Below are 21,022 nucleotides of genomic sequence, written 5' to 3'. Positions count from 1 at the left end.
GGCGTTATAGCGTTCAATTATTTATCAATTGGTAACGTTGTTTCTTCAGACTTCTTACCTTTAGTTTTAGTTGTTGGTTCATCCTCAGATTCAACACTATCGCCATCCATATCAAAGGCATGACGAACTTGTTTACGAACATCGGCTTCCATTTCGGGATGACTAGCCAAATATTCCTTAGCATTTTCCCGACCTTGACCAATTCGTTCATCATGATAAGAATACCAAGAACCAGCTTTATTGATAATATCTTTATCTGCTGCCATATCAAGTAATTCCCCATTACGAGAAATCCCCTTGCCGTACATAATATCAACTTCAGCAACTTTAAATGGCGGTGCCACCTTATTTTTGACAACTTTAATTTTCGTTCGGTTACCAATAATGTCCGTCCCATTCTTGATCTGTTCAGAACGACGCACTTCCAAACGGATTGTGGCATAGAACTTCAGGGCCCGACCACCAGGAGTTGTCTCGGGATTACCAAACATGATCCCAACTTTTTCACGAATCTGATTAATAAAAATAGCCACAGTTTTCGTTTTATTAATTGTCCCAGAAAGTTTCCGCAAAGCTTGAGACATTAAACGTGCTTGCAGGCCAACATGGGAATCACCCATTTCGCCTTCAATTTCTGCACGTGGTACCAAGGCAGCTACTGAGTCGACAACTAACAAGTCGATCGCACCACTGGTTACTAAGGCATCAGCAATTGCTAAGCCTTGTTCACCAGTATCTGGTTGTGACAATAGTAAATCATCGATATTGACACCTAATGCTGTCGCATAAGCAGGGTCCATCGCATTTTCAGCATCAATGTAGGCTGCCGTGCCACCCAGTCGCTGTACTTCGGCAACTGCATGTAAGGCAACGGTGGTTTTACCAGAACTTTCTGGCCCGTAGACTTCAATAATTCGGCCACGGGGATAACCGCCAACACCTAGCGCATGGTCTAAGGCCAGGGAACCTGTTGAGATGGTAGAGATCTGGGTATCAACTTTGTCACCCATCCGCATAACGGCACCCTTACCATAATTCTTTTCAATTTTCTTTAACGCATTTTCCAATGCGGTTTGACGTTCATCTTTAACCATAAGTCCTCCTTCTAAGCTTTGACGCTTAGCACAACTTTAATTTTACCGACTGACTTACTAAAATGCAAGTCAAAAGCGAACAAATGTTCTAATTTTTATTTAGTTCATCATACAGTAATTTAAAGCCGGCTAAAGCAGCACGTTGGCGAATTTCATTGCGAGCTCCGGCAAAATGATACTCCTGGACAATCGTAAATTGTTGGGGACGCGCCAAGGCAATATAAGTTGTCCCAACTGCTTGCCCTTCTAATTGATCAGGACCAGCTACCCCAGTAAAGCCGAGTCCAAAATCACTGCCAATTAACTGACGCGAACGTTCAGCCATTTCTTGCGCAACTTCTCGACTAACCACACCGTGTTCGCTGATCACATTAGCAGGAATACCCAATACTTTTGCCTTAATGTCATTTGCATAGGTCACAAAGCCACCAGCAAAAACTGTGGAAGCGCCAGCAACACTTGCTAAGTCTGCTTGAAACAAGCCAGCAGTCAAACTTTCAGCCGCCGTAACCGTCAACTTAGCCTGCTTAAGCAAAGTCACGACCTCGTCTGGTAAACGCCGGTCTTCGCCGTAACCGACAAAATAAGGAGCCAACCGGGCAACAATTTGTTGCATCACTGGTTCAATCGCGGCTTCGGCAAGCTCAGTCGAAGCTGCCTGAGCGGTGACCCGCACCCCAATCTCGAAGCCTTTCAAATAAGTGGCAATCGTTGGATTCTGTTGTTGAGTAATGATATCAGCCAATTGCGTGGCCAAGAAGGATTCACCGAGGCCATAAAAGCGCGCCATTTTTGAGACGATTTTTTGTGGTGAACCCGCGATTTCTGGCAATAACGGGGTAACTGCTTCGGCCAGCATGGGACCAAATTCTCGTGGTGGCCCTGGTAAAATAAAGTAACTATGATCAGCGGTTTTATAGTAACAACCAACTGCTAAGCCCACCCGATTTTTTAGAGGTTGACCACCAGCCAAATAAAGGGCCTGGGCCAAATTATTAGCTGGCATTTTACGATCCATTTGTTGTTGCCACTGCTGAAGTTTCGCCAAGGCGTCCTGATCCTCGACTAATTTCACCGCTAAATGTTCAGCTAAAGTTTGCTTAGTTAAATCATCTGGCGTTGGTCCTAACCCACCAATTAAAATTAACAGATCACTGCGACCTTCCGCAATTGCAATTGCATCAGTTAATCGCGTCGGATTATCACCGACCACGGTTTGATACTGACTGACAATTCCAACTTGAGCCAGTGCTTGGGCTGCTAACTGAGCATTGGTGTTGACAATTTCACCTAACAATATTTCCGTACCAACCGCAATTATTTCTGCTTTCATGCCACTACCTCCAAATACGTTATTTTTGATAAATAATTTTAAAAACTTAACAAAAAAAGAACGAGCCGTTGCATTGAAAGTGCTTCGGCCTCATTCTTCGATAAACTATTAAATTAATCATTGGTATCTTTAAAGACTTGGCGATTCTGAATAAAGTAATCTGCACCTGAGTAAATTGTAAAGAATAAGCAGATGTATAACAAGACCAAGCCAATTGGGAAGTGAATCGCCGCAAAGAAGATGTCATTCAACAATAAGAAAATAATCGACAACATTTGGGTTGTTGTTTTGATTTTACCAGGCATTGCTGCTGCCATCACTTGACCATTTTGTTCCACAATCAATAATCTTAAGCCAGTCACTGCTAACTCACGACACACAATAATGGCCACGACCCAGGCAGGTGCCTTACCTAAAGCAACTAAGAAAATAAATGCGGTCATGACCAGCATTTTGTCGGCCAAAGGATCAGCAAATTTCCCGAAATTAGTCACTAAATGATTTTTGCGAGCAATTTTACCATCGAGCATATCGGTTAATGAGGCCACGATGAAGACGATTGCTGCAATCAATTGTTGAATTGGAATCACGGCGCCACCGACAGTTAATTGTCCCCAAGGCCAAGTAATTGCCAATAGCAACATGAAAATTGGAATTAAAATAATCCGAAAAACCGTTAGTTTATTTGGTAAATTCATTTAATTAGACCCGCCTTTAATTTATTCAGAATCACTGGTTGAACTTGCGCTCTGTACATTAAAGGTAAACGTCTGAACAACTGAAGCGCCAGTTGCCGTTGAAAGAGCAACAGATTTATCATTCAATTTAACCGTTGTATTAGGTGTGTTCCCACTTTGAACGGTGAAAACAGTCGTATCAGCTGGTAACGTAATGCTGTGGGTGCCGCCAGCTTGTAAAACACCTTGCCAACTCGTACCACTACCATTATTAACCTGAACCTGAATCCAAGCTGAACCTGAATTAGCGCCAACGACTAACGTATTCTCACCACTTGGTAAGTTCGTGACAGTAAAGGCGTTGGTTGAGCTGCTATCCTGTTCAACTTTAAGTTCTTCCTTCTTAGATGAACTTGAAGACTTCGAGGATGATTGACTAGACTCACTCTTTTTACTTGATTCAGAAGATTTCTTGCTGGATGTCTTTGATTTCTTGCTTGAAGAAACAATTTCTGAACTTTGATCAGGGATTTGAGTCTTTCGTGAATTTGCTGCCCGAACCGCGAAGAAATACAGACTAGCAATCACAATGATCACTACAATACCAATAATGATTTTACCAGTATTGTTGCGTAACCAACTACCAAAAGAAGTTGATTCATCATGTAAAGCTCGCGTCTTGTTTTCAATCGAGTTTTCAGCATATTCTTTTGGTTGTGGCTCAGGAATCTTATCACTGTATTCGTCTAACAGTTCGTGACTGTCTAAACCAACTGTTTCTGCGTATTGTTTAATAAACGCACGCACATAAAAGTCACCGGGGAGTTGGTCAAAATTACCTTCCTCGATTGCGACTAAATAACGTTTTTGAATCTTTGTAATTTGCTGCAAATCATCAAGGGTATAACCTTTTTCGATTCGCGCACTACGTAACTTTTTTCCTACTTCATCCATCAGTTATGTTCACCACCAGCTATTATCGTAATTATTATATCATACTCTCCGAAGAGGACCTATTAAGATTACCTTATATTTTACTTTAACCAACCACCGTCTATGTAAAGAGTTTGACCGGTTAAATAGTCAGCATCCGTTGCTAAAAGGTGTTTGACCCAAGTCGCAATTTCCTGAGGTTGGGCTAGCCGCCCCAAGGGAATTTCAGCTTTCAAATCAGCCAACTCGTTTTCTGAAAAATCAGCATTCATTTGCGTCGCCACTGCGCCTGGTGCCACCACATTAACCGTCAAACCACTACCAGCAACCTCGCGGGCATATGCATTGGCAAAACTAGATTGTGCACCCTTCACCGCGCTATATAGCACTTCCATGGCACTACCAACCGCCCCATAAATCGAACCGATGAAAACGATTCGACCATGATCTTGCGCTAATAAATGCGACTCAGCGGCACGAATCAAGGCCATGGGTGAGAATAGATGCAGTTGAAACAATTGTTGCTGCTGTACTGTCGTTGTGGTTGAGAACAATTGATAATCAGTGGTCCCCTGGGCAAAAATCAGGGCTTGGTAATCACCAAATTGATTCAATAATCCCGGTTTCAGAAAATCAGCAGCCATTAAATCAGCCGTAAAATACTGAAAATCTTGTTGGGGATAAGCCTGACTTAATTGCTGACAAGCAGTTTCCAGGATTTCTGCATGATGAAATCCATGTAATACTAAGGACCAGCCGGTTGCGGCCAATTGTTGACAAATTGCCTGACCAATATCACCAGAAGCCCCAAACACAAACGCACGTTGACTGCCATTTGATTGTATCATTTTTCTAAATCACCGCCCACTAATTGCACAGTTGCTAAGGAACTATTTTGTAAAAACTTACGAAAACGCTGCTGGACATCTGCTACTTGCCGCGTGGTTAAATACTGCTTAATCTCAGCAGTTTGCCAACCGTAGAAGCCTAGTTCAGCTGACTCTAAACCAAGGCCACCTAAAGCATCGTCACTAAACAGAATATTACCCACCATTTCGCGTTTTACTCTTTCAAATAAGGTTTGATCGAGCACGACATCAGCCTGTAAGATCTGTTGCAAATTAGCTAACAGCTCTTGTGGCCGCGGTGAATTGGCGGTAAATAACACGTAGTTATATTGTCGCTCGACAGTGGTATTAAACTGGAAGTTATCATCGATCAGGCCAGCATCTCGCCACTGGCGAACGGGCAGGGACATTTCACCAAACAAAGTGGTCAAGGCTAGTTCCAAATCCAATTGTAAACAGATAGCTGCATTTAAGTCCGGTTCATTTTGACCACGCAAGCCTAAACCGGTCTTCGTATTAGCCGTTGGTAACGCCGGTATTGCAGGAATAATCTGCTTTGTTGTCGTTAACGGCCAATCAGTCGGCGCCACTTGATCAGTGCGCCCCAATTGTTGCCATAACGCTGAAGCTTGCAAATATGACTTCACTGCCGTTTGCTTAAGATCGGCCACAATTGTCAATTGCATTCGCTGAGGTTGATAGAAATATTGATGGGCCGCGAATAAAACTGCTGGTGTGATGACCTGCAAACTAGGCAAATCGCCAGCAATATCTTCAGCAATTGGTTGATCAGGATATAGCTTGCCTAACAATTGCATGTCTAACTGCCAATCTGGTTGGTCCTGATACATCTTAATTTCTTGACTAATAATTTGGCGCTCATTCTGAACACTAGTTAATTGAAAGTAAGGTTCGCCAACCAGACGTGCTAACAGGTCCAAATTCGTCAAAAGATGTTCAGAACCAGAGAAATAGTAGGCCGTTTTCGAAGCGGTGGTAAAAGCATTCGTCTGCGCCTGCTGTTCGGCGAATTGCTGACTAATATCGCCATCAGCTTTGTTAAATAATTGATGTTCCAAAAAATGAGCCGTACCCGCTGGCAAAACTAACGAGCCGCTTTTAGTCGGTAAGTTGCGATCAAGACCACCGAAATCGACCATCACCACTGCAAATTGACTCAAAAAGCCAGGCTTATCAATTAAATTAACCGTTAAACCATTATCAAGCTTGAATTGACTCATTCTGCCGTCGCCCCCTGCCCTTGTAAAATTGTCGTGACTCTAAGTTGTGCTTGTTGCGCAATTTGACCAAGGAATGCGGGATCAACTTCAGCAAATGCCTGGGCATAGTTGGTCGCTGAACGTTGGGTCGCTGGTTGCAATGCTTGAATTAAAGTCCGATTCAATAAGCGTTGTGGCGAATCAACAACCAAGCGGCGCTGGCTAATCATGTCTTGCTGGGTTAATTGAATCAAGTCTGCTGGGGTTTGGCCATGTTTAATTTGTTGCCAGGCCTGATCAATAGTCGTTAAGGCCAAATCAATGTTTTGTTGATCCAAGCCGGCTTCAATCAACAACCAATTGTTTAAGGCATCATAACTAGCACTAATATCATAAACCAAGCCTAATTGTTCGCGAACCATTTGGAATAATAACGACTGTTCACTGCCACCTAAAACGCGCGCTAATAAACTAAAACGTTGAATCTCAGCTGGTTGACGCACATCTGTCACCTGATAAGCCAAAGTCAAGCGGCTTTGTTGGCCGGGAATAGTTTGGCGTTGCGTGGTTTGATCAGCCACTTTAGTCATCAAAGCCAAATCATTTTGAACTTGAACCGGCCGCGCGGTAAACGGTAACGCTTGCTGCAGCAAAGTTGGCCAAGGCCAGTTTTGCTGATCGTTTGTTAACACCGTAATGGCTACCTGCCAGTGTTGCAGGATTTCTTGATACAGTGCTTGCAAACGTTCATAGCTAATGGCCGTTAATTCAGCTAAACTCCCAGTTGCCGGTGTGCGATAATTTTGACCTAATTGGGCTTGGGCGAAATAAGTTTGCTTCGTTTGGACAAAAGCCTGATAATCAAAATCTTCTTGTAAGTCACGTAATTCACTGGCTAAAGCCTGGCGCTCAATCTGAAAGGACCGCTCACCAGCAGCCACTGGCATTAATGACGCAAAAACCAACTGCTGCAGCAACGCTAAAACTGCCTGCAAATTACTGTGCTGATAATCAGCTGGCACTTGCGGCTCAACAAACGCCAAGCGAACCATTAAATCATGATAGCCACCCAGGGCGCGATGAGTAATTTGCAAATTGGCACCATATAAATCGGCCAATTTAGCTGCTAGCTGTTCACTTTGAGGAAATTGTTGACAGCCTGACGCTAAAATTCGGCTTAGCAGTTCCAGCTCAGTAAAGTTAGCCTGATCAATTTTTGCTAAAAAATGACACTCAATTAAATTTGTTTGAAATTTCGTTGTTGGCTGGATTAAAATGCCAACCCCATTCGTTGTTGATTTATCCACCACTGACTCCTCTGACCTTGCTAACACATTAAGAATTTAAGATAAATATTGATCTGGATTAGGTTGCTCAGCTGTTTGACCAGTAAATTGCTGATAATTAGCCTCCGTCCAAATTACTTTCCGGCCTTTACTGCCTTCAGACGGGCCAACCACGCCTAAGCGTTCCATATCTTCCACGATCAAAGCGGCGCGATTATAGCCAATCCGAAAACGCCGCTGGATCATTGAAGTACTGGCCTTATCCTCTTGAATGACATAGGCAACTGCTTCATTAAAATGTTCATCATGTTCATTTTCTGGGTCGGCTTCGCTAACATCATTAACGTGCGCCATTAATTCCTCATCATATTCAGCCGGCCGTTGTGCTTTGACAAAATCAATAATTTGTTCCACATCTTGACTGGAAATATAAGCGCCCTGAACCCGAACTGGTTTAGACAATCCTAGTGGCGCAAACATCATATCCCCACGACCAAGCAACTTCTCAGCCCCGTTCATATCAAGAATTGTCCGCGAATCAATTCCGCTAGAAACCGCAAAAGCAATTCGGGAAGGAATATTTGCTTTGATCAAGCCAGTAATGACATCAACGGATGGTCGCTGAGTGGCAATAATCAAATGAACTCCGGCTGCCCGGGCTTTTTGTGCCAAACGAACGATTGAAGTTTCAACTTCATTACCAGCAACCATCATTAAATCAGCCAATTCATCGATCACAATGACTAAGAAAGGCATTTCTTGCATGACCGGATTCGACTTGTCAGCATTATTTTCCCGAACCTTACTATTGTATTCTTTAATATCACGAACTGCGGCCGCTTCAAAACGTTGATAACGATCTTCCATTTCGGTTACGGCCTTATTTAAGGCATTGGCCGCCTTTTTCGGATCAGTCACTACTGGTAATAGCAAATGAGGAATATCATTATAGACGGATAATTCAACCATTTTCGGATCGATCAACATTAATTTCACTTCATCTGGCCGCGCATGCATTAAAATGCTGGTAATAATCACGTTGATCATGACTGACTTACCACTACCAGTTGAACCGGCGATCAATAAATGGGGCATTTTCGTCAAATCAGCCGTCATAATCTGGCCAGTCACCGACTTACCCAGTGGCACTTCAAGCACCTTGCCGGGATGTCGCGGCTGCTTTTCAATTACTTCACGGAAAGAAACAGTGGCAATCGTCCGGTTAGGGACTTCAATCCCCACGTAAGGTTTCCCAGGAATCGGGGCTTCAATCCGAATATCTTTGGCAGCTAAGGCGAGGGCTAAATCATCAGCTAAATTCACAATTTTATTGACCTTCACGCCTAAACCTGGCTTAACCTCATATTTAGTCACCGTCGGTCCTAAATCAGCATGGATAATTTTGACGTCAACACCGAAGCTTTGGAAAGTTTGGGCCAAAATATGACGATTTTTCTGAATCAATTCCAATTCGCCACTTTGGTCTGTTGGCGGAATCACGCTTAATAAGTCCGTCGTTGGTAACTGATAATTACTATAATCAGGTTGATCAGCACTGGCTGCAGCTGAAACTGCCGTGGCTGGTGCCGTTGGTTGATTTGCAGTGGGTGTGCTCACTAAACTAGTGGTTGCTGGGTCAGCCGCTGGCACATTGGCAGGATTGGCTGACGTTGGTTCAACATCTGGCGCTACGGAAGCCGCCATTTGTTCTGGTGTCACCACACCACCCGTTGGCGTAAAGTTGACATCAAAGCCATCATGGGCCGTTGGTAAATCTTTATCAGTTGAGTTCAAATTAGTAGCCGCGGCTGGTTTTTTAGGTGCCTTGGTCGCTGATGTTGGCGCTGACTTCTCAGCCGCGACTGGCGCATCGGCACCTAATTGTGTTTCCTGCTGCCGTAACATTGCTGCTACTGAATCGTGACTGCGTTCCGCTTGGGATTGGCTTGTTTGAATATCAAAGTCCGCATCAACCTCAGGGCTAGTGGTTGTCTGATCAGGGCGAGCTGCTTCCTCGTCGGGTTCAGCAAATAATCGTTCCCGTAAACCAGAAAAAGCCAGTCTAATTTTACTCCCAACAAATTGCAGCCCGCGACCGATTTTCTGTAAAAAGCGCACCACATCTTGAAAAGGTACACCGGCAAACATCAATAATCCCGACAAAATCAATAGAATAGCAATTAAAATTGTTCCCCAGTTGCTCACTAAGAAGTAAGTCGCACTGTAACCCAACGCGCCCAGTAAGCCACCACCAACAGGTTGCGTCACGCGGCCACGCTGAAAATCAGCTTTCAATAAAGACCATGTAATATCAAAAAATTGGGTATGAACTTGTTGGTGACTGAAAAGAATTTCCGAATCCAGCACTAAACTGCCAAAATAAACCAGCACCATCCCAGTAAAACGTTTTGCAGGAATGCGATCAGGAAAATGACCACTCACTAATAGATACAAGCCCGTCATGCCAAAGACCACTGCGGCGATTAAGTAAGTATCACCAACAAATAGACGGAAGGTATTCGCAAATAAGTTACCCAAAAAGCCCCAGCGAAAAATGGCTAGAACAGCAATTAAAGTAAAAATAAGGCCAGTGACATTGAAACCAACTTTGATTTGCTGGCGACGTTTCTTTTTACTGGTTTTACGACGTTTACGTTTTGTTTTAGCCATTATTCCTCCGTGCCTTTCTTCAAAATTCGATTAACTCACCCAGCAATCCATCAACCTGGCTGAGCTATGTTTTCAAAAAATAATCCGATAATGAATCTAAAAACCCGACCAATTCAGAAACTGGATTGAACGGGTTTTTCACTGTCAAAAACAGCAACTGCTTTTTTAAATTGTTAGATTGGCGGTCACTAAGTCATTAAAATGACCACGGTCACCCAATCAAGGCTACTTTAATTTATCGTGATCATAGCGATGACTTAATTCCAAGCCAGCAAATTGTTGTTGGCGTAACGCCTCATAAATCACTAAAGCGGCAGTGTTTGACAAATTAAGTGCCCGCACTTTATCCGTCATCGGAATTCGCAAGCATTTTTCAGGATTTTCACGCATGAAATCCTCTGGTAAACCAGTTGTTTCCTTACCAAACAAGAAATAATGGTCCTGTTTAGTGTCCGTGAAATCCTGATCGCTATAAACCAAATTCGAAAACTTAGTAATTAAATACAGATAACGTTGATCGGGCACTGTGGCCAAAAATGCGTCTAAATTATCGTGATACTCAATGTTAACATTATCCCAGTAATCCAAACCAGCCCGTTTCAAATGCTTATCATCAGTTTGAAAGCCAAGGGGCCGAATTAAATGTAAAGTTGTTCCCGTTGCGGCACAAGTCCGGGCAATATTCCCAGTATTAGCTGGCATCAGTGGTTCAAATAGCGCAATATGATTAGTCAATTGATAAACCTCTTTTTAATTTACAAATTATATTTAATAATCAATCACGAGCATTGCCAAATCGTCAATAAAATTGGCGAAGCAATCGTGATACTCGCTAACCATTTTAACATACTTAATCTGAAGAAAACACGCCACAAAAAAATGTAGTTCCTCGGTCAGCCGACAGCGAGAAACTACATTAGTAAGATTATGATCAACACTTTTAGCAAAGGCTACCCTTGATAAAAGTCTGACTTAGACCTTAGCAATAATATAACACGTCTAAATTTTATTTGGCAAGCTTTGTTTTCAGAAAATTAACCAATCTTTGTCATGCAACTTGCCCATAGTTGAAAACAAAATTGTACTAGTTAGGATTAGGAGTTGCTGATTGTATGAACAAGCGGGAAAATCACTAAAACTTAAAAAGGCGTTGAAACGGAACTGGTTCTGACTGCATTCCGGGCTTGCTGGTTGTGGAACGCTGCCGGCATCGATTTGAACCCACTATAAATTAAGGAGCAAAATCATTAAAACCCGATGAAAACGTTAAGACTAAATTGCGTCTGACAGCATTGCGGGCTGCTTGTCGTGGAACGCGGCCGACACTGATTGAAGCCTTTTTTCAAAAGTCTTCAATACAGGTCTTATTGTAAGTGCTAAAGCACTAACAATAATTTGGCGGCTGACGACAAGATCCCTCCATTCCGTCTGGAGTTAAGGTGGTACATTTAATAATTGTTAGTGCTTAAGACAGTGTTGTGAGATTCAGTAGCTCATTTCAATCAATAGTAATAGTTGAACAGTGACATAAAAACGGCGTGACAACTCTCTTCTCAGTAAAGATTGTCACACCGGTTTTATATCACCACAATTTGGTTCGGCCAAGTAGTGGTGCTTAATTCTGTTAGTTTAATCCAGGCAGGGGCCCAGCGATTGGCGTCAATGGTGAAATTATTCTTGCCGCTTTAGCGGTTAGAATAAGGCTTGTATTTGAGATTGTTGCGCAGCAATAAGCTCAAATCAACGCCCACCATGTTCCACGCCCTCTTAATCGCTGGGCCCCTGCCGTATTCACCTAAGGAGCGACTCAGAACAATGCCAGAACGTTCGACTGTAACGGAGTTGTTTGCTATTCTACCAAAATCTAATTTAGAATCAACATTTCATGCCACTAATTTCACCCAGCAGCCTCCCTTTTCAAATTAAAAAAGAAAACTAAGATTTATCAGCGGGTTGCTCAGTGTCTTTCGGCGTTGGTGTTGGTGTCGCCGGCTGGACATCTTCTTCGTACAGGCCAGAAACTTGTTGGAACCATTGGAAGAGATGACTAATTAAAATCTTCAATACCGCATAAACAGGAATTCCTAATAAGACGCCTAACAGACCGAACATTTTACCAGCAGCCAATAATAGGACTAAGGTTGTCGCTGGATGCATTTCCATCTTGCTGCCGACAACTAATGGCGCCACCACTCGTTGTTCAATAGTTTGCTCGATTGCAAAAACAATCAGGACTTTGACTACCATAAATGAATTGGTGAAAGCGGCAATAATCAAAGCGGGAATCATTGCTAAAAATGATCCCAAGTAAGGAATCAAATTCAGAAAGCCAGCCAAAACGCCGAGTGTTAAAGCGTATTTTTGGCCAATAATTGAATAACCCACTGAGAACATTACGCCGACCCAAAAAGCAACGGTTAATTGGCCGCGAATGTAGTTGCTTAAAGAAACATTGACTTCGGTCAATAACTGACTAGTTGATTGGCGAAACTTCACTGGCACAAATTTTAAAATATAAGGGCGGAATTTCGGCCCATCTTTTAACATGAAAAATAGTAAAAATGGTGCCGTGGCTAAAATAACCAAAATATTGGTGATCACGCTAACGGCCGAGGTAATGTTATTAAACCAGTCGTTGACGCTACTATTAATTTGTTTCGTTAAAATTTTGCTTGAATCACTGATCTGTTCGCTAATTTGTTTGCGAACACTAGCTAAATGAGGACTGCTAAGCACTTTATTAAACGTGTCCTCGATATTTTGCCAATACATCGGCCAATTCTTGATCATTTGTTGCGTTTGATTCTGAATAATTGGAATCAACGTCAGGATTCCCCAAACGATTAAGCCAATCACAGCAATGAAAATAATCGTGATTGTTAAAATTCGGGGAAAGCGAAAATGACGTTCAGCTAATTCAACAACTGGCTCAATTAAATAATAAAGGACCCCAGCTAACAAAATCGGTGGCAAGGCCATGCCTAGAAATGTACCAACTGGTTGAAAGATCCAGCTCATGTTGGCAAACAACCAAATAACGATCAACAGTAACATCACGTTGATCAAAATAACCGTGGCTTTATTATTCAAGAACCATTGATAAAACCAGGAATTTCGTTTGGGCTTATTTGAATGTGGTTCACTCATTGACCTGACTCCTTAAGACAAAAATTGACAGTTCTGAACATTAACTGACGCTCAGACTGTTGCGGCAATCAATCTAGAAATGATAAACGATTTCGGTGCCAACTTTAAAAGTGGGCTTAACGCCTTGATTGTCGAAATGAAGCGCGTTCTGCAGTCCAGAAGGACCAGCCTCGCCAAAAACTAAAGTGACATGGCCAATTGATTGTAAATTATCATTGACTAATTTGCCGACCCGATTAATCACATAATCATGACCATCAATCGTCAAACGATCATTCACAGCCAACTTAATTTTAGCTTGATCCTGTGGTTGCGCAAATTCTTGAATCACGGCAACTTCACGCAAAGCCTCACTGGCAGTTTGATTAAATAAAATAACCATTTCATCACCATCAGTCAGTGCTTGTGGGCCAATTGCGGTCACTTGTGCTTTAACATCCATCTTCGCTACCTACCTCTATTAAAAATAGTTTGCTGCCCCAAATTATTTGTCAACCAACTTGTTGCATCAAACTTAATTTCATCATAGCACAATTTTAGCACAGGCCGTCCTTTTAATGTAACAAGTTGAATGGGTTTCCCTGTTCGGCAAAACATTAAATTTCTGCCACATTTTGTCATGAGCCAGAACGGTTATGCTATACTTACAATGAATAAAAATGGAGGTTTGTGCAGAATGCAAGAAAAAGTTTTTTTTGGCGGCTACACCCGTCGAGAAGGTCAAGGCATTTACACGGCTTGGCTGGATACTGAAAAAGAAGAAGTTAGTGAACCCCAAGCATACATTAAAGTTCCTCAAGCAACTTATTTAGCAATTAGCCAGCGTAATATCCTTTACACTGTTAGCAAAAATGCTGCTGGCGAAGGTGGTTTAAGCGCCTATGATTTAAATGGCGACCAACCAACTTTCATTAATGATGTGATGGCTGTTGGTGCACCACCTGCTTATGTGGCCATTGATGAAGCGCGTCAACTCGTTTATGGTGCGAATTATCATAAAGGCCAAGTTTTGGTTTATCGAATTTTAGCGAATGGTGGTTTGGAATTAGCAAGTAGTACAACACATGTTGGTAGTGGCCCCCGCCCTGAACAAGATAGTGCCCATGTTCATTTCACTGATTTAACTCCTGATCAACGATTAGCAGTTTGTGACTTAGGCACTGACGAATTAGTCACTTACGATGTTAGCGCAAATGGCAGTTTAACTAAGGCCGCTACTTATCGCACTGAAGCTGGTTATGGTCCCCGTCACCTGGTCTTCAATCCTAATGGTCAAATTGCCTACTTACTCGGTGAATTATCCAGTAAGGTTCAAGTCTTACGCTATGATAAAGCCACTGGTGCTTTCGAATTAGAAACAACCTACGATTTAATTCCGGCTGATTACACTGAGCATAATGGTAGTGCGGCAATTCGTATTAGTCGTGATGGTCGTTTCCTGTATGCGTCTAATCGTGGTCACAATTCAATCGCTGTTTTTGCGGTCAGTGCTGATGGTTTATCCTTGCAATTATTGCAACGGATCAGCTCTGAAGGCGACTTCCCTCGAGATTTCAATTTGGACCCAACTGAGAAATTCGTCATTTGTTCTAATCAAAACACTGATAATTCAACTTTATATCGGCGTAATCCCGAAACGGGCTTTTTGACTAAAATTCAACAAGATATTGTGACACCAGAAAGTGTCTGTGTCGTTTTCCATTAATTGCGCTCTTAAAAACAAACATGAAAGGATGTTCGCCGCGTGAACATTATTAAAGCCATTATCCTGGGTATCATTGAAGGGATCACTGAGTTCTTACCAATTAGTTCGACGGGCCATTTATACTTGGCTGACGAATTTATTAAGTTAAAAGAATCAACAGCTTTCATCAACATGTTTATGGTCGTGATTCAACTAGGTGCTATTCTGGCCGTGGTGATTCTTTACTTCCATAAATTAAATCCCTTCTCCCCTAAGAAAAATCGGGTTGAACGTGGTCAAACTTGGCAACTTTGGTTTAAAGTAATTGTGGCCATTTTGCCATCAGTCATTATTGGCTTTCCGCTAAATGATTGGATGGATGAGCATTTGACTTCTTGGCAAGTCATTGCCACCACTTTAATTGTTTATGGTATTTTGTTTATCATCATTGAACGGCGTAACGCTCACCGGCCCAGCCGTTTAAATGATTTAAACACTCTGCCATATCTGACCGCCTTAGAAATTGGGTTGTTCCAAGTCCTCTCATTAGTTCCGGGGACCTCACGTTCTGGCGCCACAATTCTTGGCGCAATCTTAGTGGGGACGTCACGCTACGTCGGGACTGAATTCTCATTCTTCTTAGCAATTCCAACAATGTTTGGGGCCTCACTGCTCAAGATTTGGAAATACTTCAGTCATGGCAACGTCTTTACCGGTGAACAAACGGTGGTCTTGTTAGTCGGCACGTTTGTTTCCTTTATCGTCGCTTACTTCGCCATTCGCTTCCTGTTAAATTATATTAAGAAAAACGACTTCCAAGCTTTTGGTTGGTACCGAATTATTCTTGGTGTCGTTGTCATTGCCTACTTTGGTTTACGAACCATTCTTTAGAATTAGCACCCATTAATCAAAACAAATTGTACGCTAGTTTGGCCCATCGACTAGGGTACTTTTTTAAATTAGATAGGAGCGATTTAATGTTAAAAGAAGTTGCAGTTGAGAATTACACCTTAATTCCGCGAGCAGTTGCAGTTGGCGCGCAACGAATCGAATTAAACGACAACTTAGCCGTCGGTGGCACCACTGCCAGTCATGGCGTGATGGCTGAGGCAGCTCGTTATTTGAACGAAAAACAAATTCCTCTAGTCGCCATGATTCGACCTCGTGGCGGGAACTTCGTTTATACTGATACTGAATTAAAAATGATGGAATCTGATTTATTTGTAGCCCAACAATTAGGCGTTGATGCCGTTACTTTTGGCGCCTTGACTGCCAATAATGAACTGGATACGGAAGCAATGGAAATGCTCATTGGCGCTGCGGGTGGTCTTGATATTGTCATGCACATGGCTTTCGACGAAATTCCTGTAAATCGCCAAGCGGCCACAATCGACTGGTTAGTCGATCATCATGTGCAACGGATTCTGACTCATGGTGGCCCCCTATCAGTACCAATCGATCAACATTTAGCCCAACTAGCGCAAACGATTGCCTTAGCTGATGGTCGAATCGAAATCTTGCCTGGTGGCGGCATTACTGCTGATAATGCTGACCAAGTCAGTTCTTTCCTTGGCGTCAATCAACTTCACGGCACGAAAATTCTCGGTGCACTTGAATAGCTTCCACTTAGTTCAAAAACATTAAAAATAGCCAAAGTGCTGAAACAGAATTGCGTCTGACTTCATTGTGGGCTTGCTGGTTGTGAAACACAGCCGGCATTAGTAGTACCAGTAAATAATCTTCAAATTGATCGTATCATTTAATCAGACGAATAGCCTGTTTGCCAGTCCTTATTTTCTCGGACTGGTCAAACAGGCTATTCGTTTACAATAATTTGATTTTCTAAATTTTAGTGCACTACTCAAAAGTTACAACCAAGTAGATATCTAGTCATTAAGTAGCGACTTAACTGATTTAGTTATTTTATCCACGTTTACGAAGGTCATGATGAGCTGTTGTTTGCCAAGTGATCGCCCCGGTTTGTTTAAAGCCAACCGTATTAGCGACTACGTACAACGGTCGTTGGCGGCTGGCCGTAAATATTCGGCTGAGATAATCACCTAAGATACCGATTGTAAGTAGAATTGCGCCACTGCATAGACACATCATGAAAACCAGCAAAGTCACGTTCGTTGCATGTCCAGCAAGCAAGCTAATCAAGGCGAACAGGCTGCCAAATCCGACTAAGACACCACCGAACCAAGTTGCCATTTTTAAAGGCATGGTTGAAAATGACGTAATCCCATCTAAGGCTAATTTAACCATTTTCCGTAACGGGTACTTGCTCTGACCAGCCAGCCGTTCTTGCCGCTCATAAACCACAGCGGTTTGACGGAAGCCCACCCAACTGACCAAGCCACGCACATAAGGGTCATCTTCGTTAACTGTTTTCAGGACTTCGGCCACTTGACGATCAATTAGCCGAAAATCACCAGTATCCGTGGGAATCTGAATCGTGGTCATTTTATCCAGTAGGCGATAAAACCAATGGGCACTGGTCTTTTTGAACCAAGTTTCACCATCCCGTTGCCGTCGTTTACCATAGACAACTTGATAGCCATCCTGCCATTTCTTGATCATTGCCGGAATAACATCCGGTGGATCTTGCAAATCGGCATCCATCACCACAATCGCATCACCAGTGGCGTAACGAATGCCAGCAGTAATCGCAATTTGATGGCCGAAGTTACGTGAGAACTGAACCAACTTTAAGTTATGATATTTTAATCGGGCATGTTCGACAATTGTGGCGCTGTAATCCCGGGAACCATCGTCAACGAAAATCAATTCGTAATCCTGCGGTTGCCCAGCCACAAAATCTTCTAGGGTTTGAATCGTGGTCGGCAAAATTTCATGCTCATTATAAACTGGTAAGACAATTGAAATAAGTTTAGTTGTCATCGAATGACTCCTTTCTGATCATGATAATTAAGCTAATTAATCTGAGATAAATCATACAACGTTCCGGTTTGATCCATCCCGCCACCCATGCCACCACCAGTTGTTTGACTGGCTGTTTGATTGCCACTAGGTTTGGTTGGTGGGGTTGAATTTTTAGCATTCGTAGCGGATGCTGGTGCTTTGGTGGTACTAGTTTGAGAACTGCTAGCACTGCTACTATATTTCTTAGTGGCCACTTTCGTTCCGTACTTCTTGACCCAAGTCACAATCGCGCTATTACTGCTGCGACCTGAAACATAGAAGTAACGCACCTGACCTTTTTTCACGAGCTGCTTGAACTTCGCTAAACTAATTGCCTGATCGGTGCCATTAAAGCCACCAATCGCCATCACAGCTTTGCCAGTGGCAATAATATAAGGCGCCGCCGTGCCTGAGTCAGTCGTTGCGAAAAGATAAGTTGCTTCGCCTTGATTTTTCTCTAAATAAGTTAACAACTTCTGATTGACAGTACCATTACCTAAGCCACCTTGATTGCCACCAGCGCTCAGTAATGATGGTCCGGCAGTTGGGATGGCCGCTGATTCAGCAGCTAAGGTCGGCGTTAATGCCCACCAAGCTGGCGCAATCACTGTCCCCAGAATTCCAGTAATCAAAATTGCTGGGAACCAGTGGCGACGACGGGGACTAGCTTTAGCAACAAATAACAATGCCACTGCACTAGCACCGGCGATTAAAATCAGCCAGGATAACCAAGGATAATCTTCATAAACATACCAGGCCTGCAACGCACTAGTGCCTAAAATAGCCACTGGTAATAAAAGTGCCGACCAACGCAAATGTTTATGGAAAAACTGTTGCCACATGGTTGGTAAGCCAATCCCGACTAACGCCGCAATTGCTGGTGCCAACATAATCATGTAGTAAGGATGGAAGAAACTGGCAATGGAGAAGAAACCATACGTTAAGACCAACCAACCAGTCCATAATAAGACTTCATTCTGTTGTTCAGTTGTTTGGAACCAACGATTCTTCTTTCGCCGATAAAAAGCCAAGGCGCTGATCAAGCCTAGAACAGCAATGCCCAAGAACCAGCTAACTTGTTGGCCCAAAGCTTTTTGGAAAATTCGGAATGGTCCCGCAGTGCCAATGTTAAAGGCGCCACCAGCACCGCCATTGCCGCCAGGGCCACCCTGTTGACCACCAGCTTGACCAGTCGTTGGCTTCGTTGCTTTAGTGCCACTGCCTGCTTGACCAGTCGTTGGTTTCGTCGGCTTGCTGCCAGCAGTTTTTCCTGGGGTACCACTAGGCGGATTCCCACTTGGTTTGGTCCCAGTTTTGCCACCAGTGCTGCCACTAGGCGGGGTCATCCCGCCAGTTTTAGTACCACTTGGTGGCGTTGGCGCATTAGTGCCGGTCGTTGTTTTACCAGTCGTCTTTTTACCAGCAGTAGTCGTTTGCTTAGTACTATTGCCCATACCACTGAAGCGGGCACCAACACCAGTTGACTGACCTAATAATCGTTGCGTGCCATTGTAACCAAAGGCCAAAGCCAACACTGAATTTGTTTCAGAGCCGCCTTCATACGGCCGTTGGTCAGCACTGGTTAAATCAACTGCCACTGGCCATAATAATGTGAAGAAGGCCAAGGAAACCGTCGCCAGCGCTAAATGTCCCAACTTACGACGCCAACTTTGCCGAGTGGCCAACCAATAATAAACATACATAATCGGCAAAATCATAAAGGCTTGTAACATTTTAATATTGAAACTAACCCCAATTAGGCCGAAGCTAAGCATCACTAGCCAAGGTCGTCGGGCCTTAGTGGCTTTTTGCAAGAAATATAAAGCCAATAATAAGAAATAAATCAAGGTGGCATCCATATTATTGGTTCGTGAATCAGCCACCACAATTGGCGTTAGAGTCATGGTTAAGGCGGTTAAATTGCCGGCTAAACGGCCAAACTTCGGCGTGACTAAACGATAGAGTAAATATACTGAACCAACACCGAAAAGAACGGAGGGTAAGACGATGCTCCAGCCATGAACGCCGAAAATTTTGGCACTAATTGCCATAAACCATAAGGCGACCGGTGGCTTATCGACTGTAATAAATCCTGCCGGATCAAAACTCGCATACCAGAAATTTTTCCAACTCTTGGTCATACTAACAATTGCCGCGGTGTAAAAATCATTGGCATTGCCTGCTTCCCAGATTTTCCAACCGTACAAGAATAATGCTAAAACTAAAATACTAACTAAAAACCAATCAAGCTGCCGTTTATGCGGCCGCGGCGAGACTGATTTTGCTGTTGTCACTTGTTCCTTAGCTGTTAAACTTTCTTTTGCTTGCGCCAAAGACATCACCTCATTAATTAAATAAGTTCATTGCTAATTATGCTAAAATAAGCATGATTACCAGTTGATTAGTTGAGCACTTACTTGAAAATCCAACCGATCAACTAGACGATACAATTAAGTTTAAGGGTGCCACCATAAACCAAGCTTAAAATAATATGAAAAAAATGTGATCTTTCAAGGAGTAACTTATGATCAGTGCCAATATTTTATTAATCGAAGACAACATAGAACTGGCCCAAAGCATTCAACAATTTTTAAAAAAATCAGCCACAGTAACCATTGCCAATGATGGCCTAAATGGCCAGGCAGCTGGTGAAACTGGGGCTTTTGATTTAGTCATTCTTGACCTGATGCTGCCTGGTAAAAATGGCTACGAAATTCTGAAAGCTTGGCGCCAGCAAGATCATCTTAATTTTCCGGTTTTGATTTTAACGGCTAAAGATACTTTGCCGGACAAAGCAGCCGGATTCGCCTTAGGTGCCGATGATTACTTGGTCAAACCGTTTCATCGCGAGGAACTGTTAATGCGTATTCAAGCCTTATTACGCCGTAGTGGCCAGCAACCCACAGTCCAACAATTAACCCAGGCAAATCTACAAGTTGATTTGGCGGCTCGGGCGGTAACCGTCAACGGCCAACCGCTCACCTTAGTTGGTAAGGAATATGAATTACTAGTTTACTTATTGGAAAATCCGGGAATTATCTTAACCAAAATGCAGATCTTCCAACGGATTTGGGGCTTAGATTCAACTACCGGCCAAACAGTGGTTGAAGTTTATCTCAGCAATCTCCGAAAGAAGCTCAAGCAAGCTCAGGCCCAGTTAACCATTAAAACAATTCGCAACGTGGGCTATTTATTGGAGGCCTAGAAG

The 21,022-nt window shown here is 43.0% G+C and carries 17 protein-coding genes; 4 read left to right on the top strand and 13 right to left on the bottom strand.

Annotated elements, in window-relative coordinates; genetic code table 11:
- Positions 1-17: 17 nt before the first annotated feature.
- The 11 genes from recA to EKM82_RS03240 form a co-directional block, all read right to left on the bottom strand.
- Positions 18-1,094 (bottom strand): recombinase RecA, encoded by a 1,077-nt coding sequence (gene recA, locus EKM82_RS03290; RefSeq protein WP_125766894.1) that lies wholly within the window; start codon positions 1,092-1,094, stop codon positions 18-20.
- Positions 1,095-1,182: 88 nt separating this feature from the next.
- Positions 1,183-2,427: a competence/damage-inducible protein A gene (locus tag EKM82_RS03285; protein ID WP_125766893.1), complete on the bottom strand. Its 1,245-nt coding sequence runs from the start codon at positions 2,425-2,427 to the stop codon at positions 1,183-1,185.
- 113 nt (positions 2,428-2,540) lie between these two features.
- On the bottom strand, positions 2,541-3,125 hold the full coding sequence (gene pgsA / locus EKM82_RS03280) for a CDP-diacylglycerol--glycerol-3-phosphate 3-phosphatidyltransferase (protein ID WP_125766892.1): 585 nt from the start codon (positions 3,123-3,125) through the stop codon (positions 2,541-2,543).
- 21 nt (positions 3,126-3,146) lie between these two features.
- The gene (locus EKM82_RS03275) at positions 3,147-4,058 is read right to left on the bottom strand and encodes a helix-turn-helix domain-containing protein (RefSeq protein WP_125766891.1); all 912 of its coding nucleotides are present in this window, start codon (positions 4,056-4,058) and stop codon (positions 3,147-3,149) included.
- Between the two features lie 80 nt (positions 4,059-4,138).
- Positions 4,139-4,885, bottom strand: coding sequence for an elongation factor P 5-aminopentanone reductase (ymfI, locus tag EKM82_RS03270; protein WP_125766890.1), 747 nt, complete (start codon positions 4,883-4,885; stop codon positions 4,139-4,141).
- Positions 4,882-6,126, bottom strand: coding sequence for an EF-P 5-aminopentanol modification-associated protein YfmH (gene yfmH / locus EKM82_RS03265; RefSeq protein ID WP_125766889.1), 1,245 nt, complete (start codon positions 6,124-6,126; stop codon positions 4,882-4,884). The genes ymfI and yfmH overlap by 4 nt, the downstream gene beginning before the upstream one ends.
- Positions 6,123-7,412, bottom strand: a complete 1,290-nt coding sequence (locus EKM82_RS03260) for a M16 family metallopeptidase (protein WP_125766888.1) — start codon at positions 7,410-7,412, stop codon at positions 6,123-6,125. Before EKM82_RS03260 ends, yfmH begins: the two co-directional genes overlap by 4 nt.
- Before the next feature lie 36 nt (positions 7,413-7,448).
- Positions 7,449-10,061: a DNA translocase FtsK gene (locus EKM82_RS03255; RefSeq protein WP_225419645.1), complete on the bottom strand. Its 2,613-nt coding sequence runs from the start codon at positions 10,059-10,061 to the stop codon at positions 7,449-7,451.
- Positions 10,062-10,286: 225 nt separating this feature from the next.
- Positions 10,287-10,796 (bottom strand): tRNA (uridine(34)/cytosine(34)/5-carboxymethylaminomethyluridine(34)-2'-O)-methyltransferase TrmL, encoded by a 510-nt coding sequence (gene trmL, locus EKM82_RS03250; protein WP_125766887.1) that lies wholly within the window; start codon positions 10,794-10,796, stop codon positions 10,287-10,289.
- Between the two features lie 1,200 nt (positions 10,797-11,996).
- Positions 11,997-13,208: an AI-2E family transporter gene (locus EKM82_RS03245; protein ID WP_125766886.1), complete on the bottom strand. Its 1,212-nt coding sequence runs from the start codon at positions 13,206-13,208 to the stop codon at positions 11,997-11,999.
- Between the two features lie 73 nt (positions 13,209-13,281).
- Complete coding sequence (locus EKM82_RS03240) at positions 13,282-13,650, bottom strand: PTS glucitol/sorbitol transporter subunit IIA (RefSeq protein WP_125766885.1); 369 nt, start codon at positions 13,648-13,650, stop codon at positions 13,282-13,284.
- Between the two features lie 234 nt (positions 13,651-13,884).
- Between EKM82_RS03240 and EKM82_RS03235 the strand changes: the two genes are divergently transcribed.
- The 3 genes from EKM82_RS03235 to EKM82_RS03225 all read left to right on the top strand — a co-directional run bounded on the left by EKM82_RS03235 (position 13,885) and on the right by EKM82_RS03225 (position 16,511).
- Positions 13,885-14,913, top strand: coding sequence for a lactonase family protein (locus tag EKM82_RS03235; protein ID WP_125766884.1), 1,029 nt, complete (start codon positions 13,885-13,887; stop codon positions 14,911-14,913).
- Positions 14,914-14,952: 39 nt separating this feature from the next.
- The gene (locus EKM82_RS03230) at positions 14,953-15,783 is read left to right on the top strand and encodes an undecaprenyl-diphosphate phosphatase (protein ID WP_125766883.1); all 831 of its coding nucleotides are present in this window, start codon (positions 14,953-14,955) and stop codon (positions 15,781-15,783) included.
- An 86-nt stretch (positions 15,784-15,869) separates the two neighbouring features.
- On the top strand, positions 15,870-16,511 hold the full coding sequence (locus EKM82_RS03225; protein WP_125766882.1) for a copper homeostasis protein CutC: 642 nt from the start codon (positions 15,870-15,872) through the stop codon (positions 16,509-16,511).
- Between the two features lie 304 nt (positions 16,512-16,815).
- Here the strand turns inward: EKM82_RS03225 and EKM82_RS03220 are convergent, their stop codons facing one another.
- Positions 16,816-17,793, bottom strand: coding sequence for a glycosyltransferase family 2 protein (locus tag EKM82_RS03220; RefSeq protein WP_125766881.1), 978 nt, complete (start codon positions 17,791-17,793; stop codon positions 16,816-16,818).
- Between the two features lie 32 nt (positions 17,794-17,825).
- On the bottom strand, positions 17,826-20,108 hold the full coding sequence (locus tag EKM82_RS03215; RefSeq protein WP_404802887.1) for a glycosyltransferase family 39 protein: 2,283 nt from the start codon (positions 20,106-20,108) through the stop codon (positions 17,826-17,828).
- A gap of 230 nt (positions 20,109-20,338) precedes the next feature.
- Here EKM82_RS03215 and EKM82_RS03210 point away from each other — a divergent pair, with 230 nt between their 5' ends.
- The gene (locus EKM82_RS03210; protein WP_125766879.1) at positions 20,339-21,019 is read left to right on the top strand and encodes a response regulator transcription factor; all 681 of its coding nucleotides are present in this window, start codon (positions 20,339-20,341) and stop codon (positions 21,017-21,019) included.
- Positions 21,020-21,022 lie beyond the last annotated feature (3 nt).

The organism is Lapidilactobacillus wuchangensis (assembly GCF_003946645.1).
Classification (GTDB): Bacteria; Bacillota; Bacilli; order Lactobacillales; family Lactobacillaceae; genus Lapidilactobacillus; species Lapidilactobacillus wuchangensis.
This window is presented reverse-complemented; position numbering and strand designations above follow the sequence as displayed.

Bases quoted from the DNA above. Each gene is read 5' to 3' on its own strand.
- recA (WP_125766894.1), bottom strand. From the start codon at position 1,094: ATGGTTAAAGATGAACGTCAAACCGCATTGGAAAATGCGTTAAAGAAA.
- EKM82_RS03255 (WP_225419645.1), bottom strand. From the start codon at position 10,061: ATGGCTAAAACAAAACGTAAACGTCGTAAAACCAGTAAAAAGAAACGT.
- EKM82_RS03235 (WP_125766884.1), top strand. From the start codon at position 13,885: ATGCAAGAAAAAGTTTTTTTTGGCGGCTACACCCGTCGAGAAGGTCAA.
- EKM82_RS03245 (WP_125766886.1), bottom strand. From the start codon at position 13,208: ATGAGTGAACCACATTCAAATAAGCCCAAACGAAATTCCTGGTTTTAT.
- yfmH (WP_125766889.1), bottom strand. From the start codon at position 6,126: ATGAGTCAATTCAAGCTTGATAATGGTTTAACGGTTAATTTAATTGAT.
- EKM82_RS03240 (WP_125766885.1), bottom strand. From the start codon at position 13,650: ATGGATGTTAAAGCACAAGTGACCGCAATTGGCCCACAAGCACTGACT.
- ymfI (WP_125766890.1), bottom strand. From the start codon at position 4,885: ATGATACAATCAAATGGCAGTCAACGTGCGTTTGTGTTTGGGGCTTCT.
- EKM82_RS03220 (WP_125766881.1), bottom strand. From the start codon at position 17,793: ATGACAACTAAACTTATTTCAATTGTCTTACCAGTTTATAATGAGCAT.
- EKM82_RS03285 (WP_125766893.1), bottom strand. From the start codon at position 2,427: ATGAAAGCAGAAATAATTGCGGTTGGTACGGAAATATTGTTAGGTGAA.
- EKM82_RS03210 (WP_125766879.1), top strand. From the start codon at position 20,339: ATGATCAGTGCCAATATTTTATTAATCGAAGACAACATAGAACTGGCC.
- pgsA (WP_125766892.1), bottom strand. From the start codon at position 3,125: ATGAATTTACCAAATAAACTAACGGTTTTTCGGATTATTTTAATTCCA.
- EKM82_RS03275 (WP_125766891.1), bottom strand. From the start codon at position 4,058: ATGGATGAAGTAGGAAAAAAGTTACGTAGTGCGCGAATCGAAAAAGGT.
- EKM82_RS03225 (WP_125766882.1), top strand. From the start codon at position 15,870: ATGTTAAAAGAAGTTGCAGTTGAGAATTACACCTTAATTCCGCGAGCA.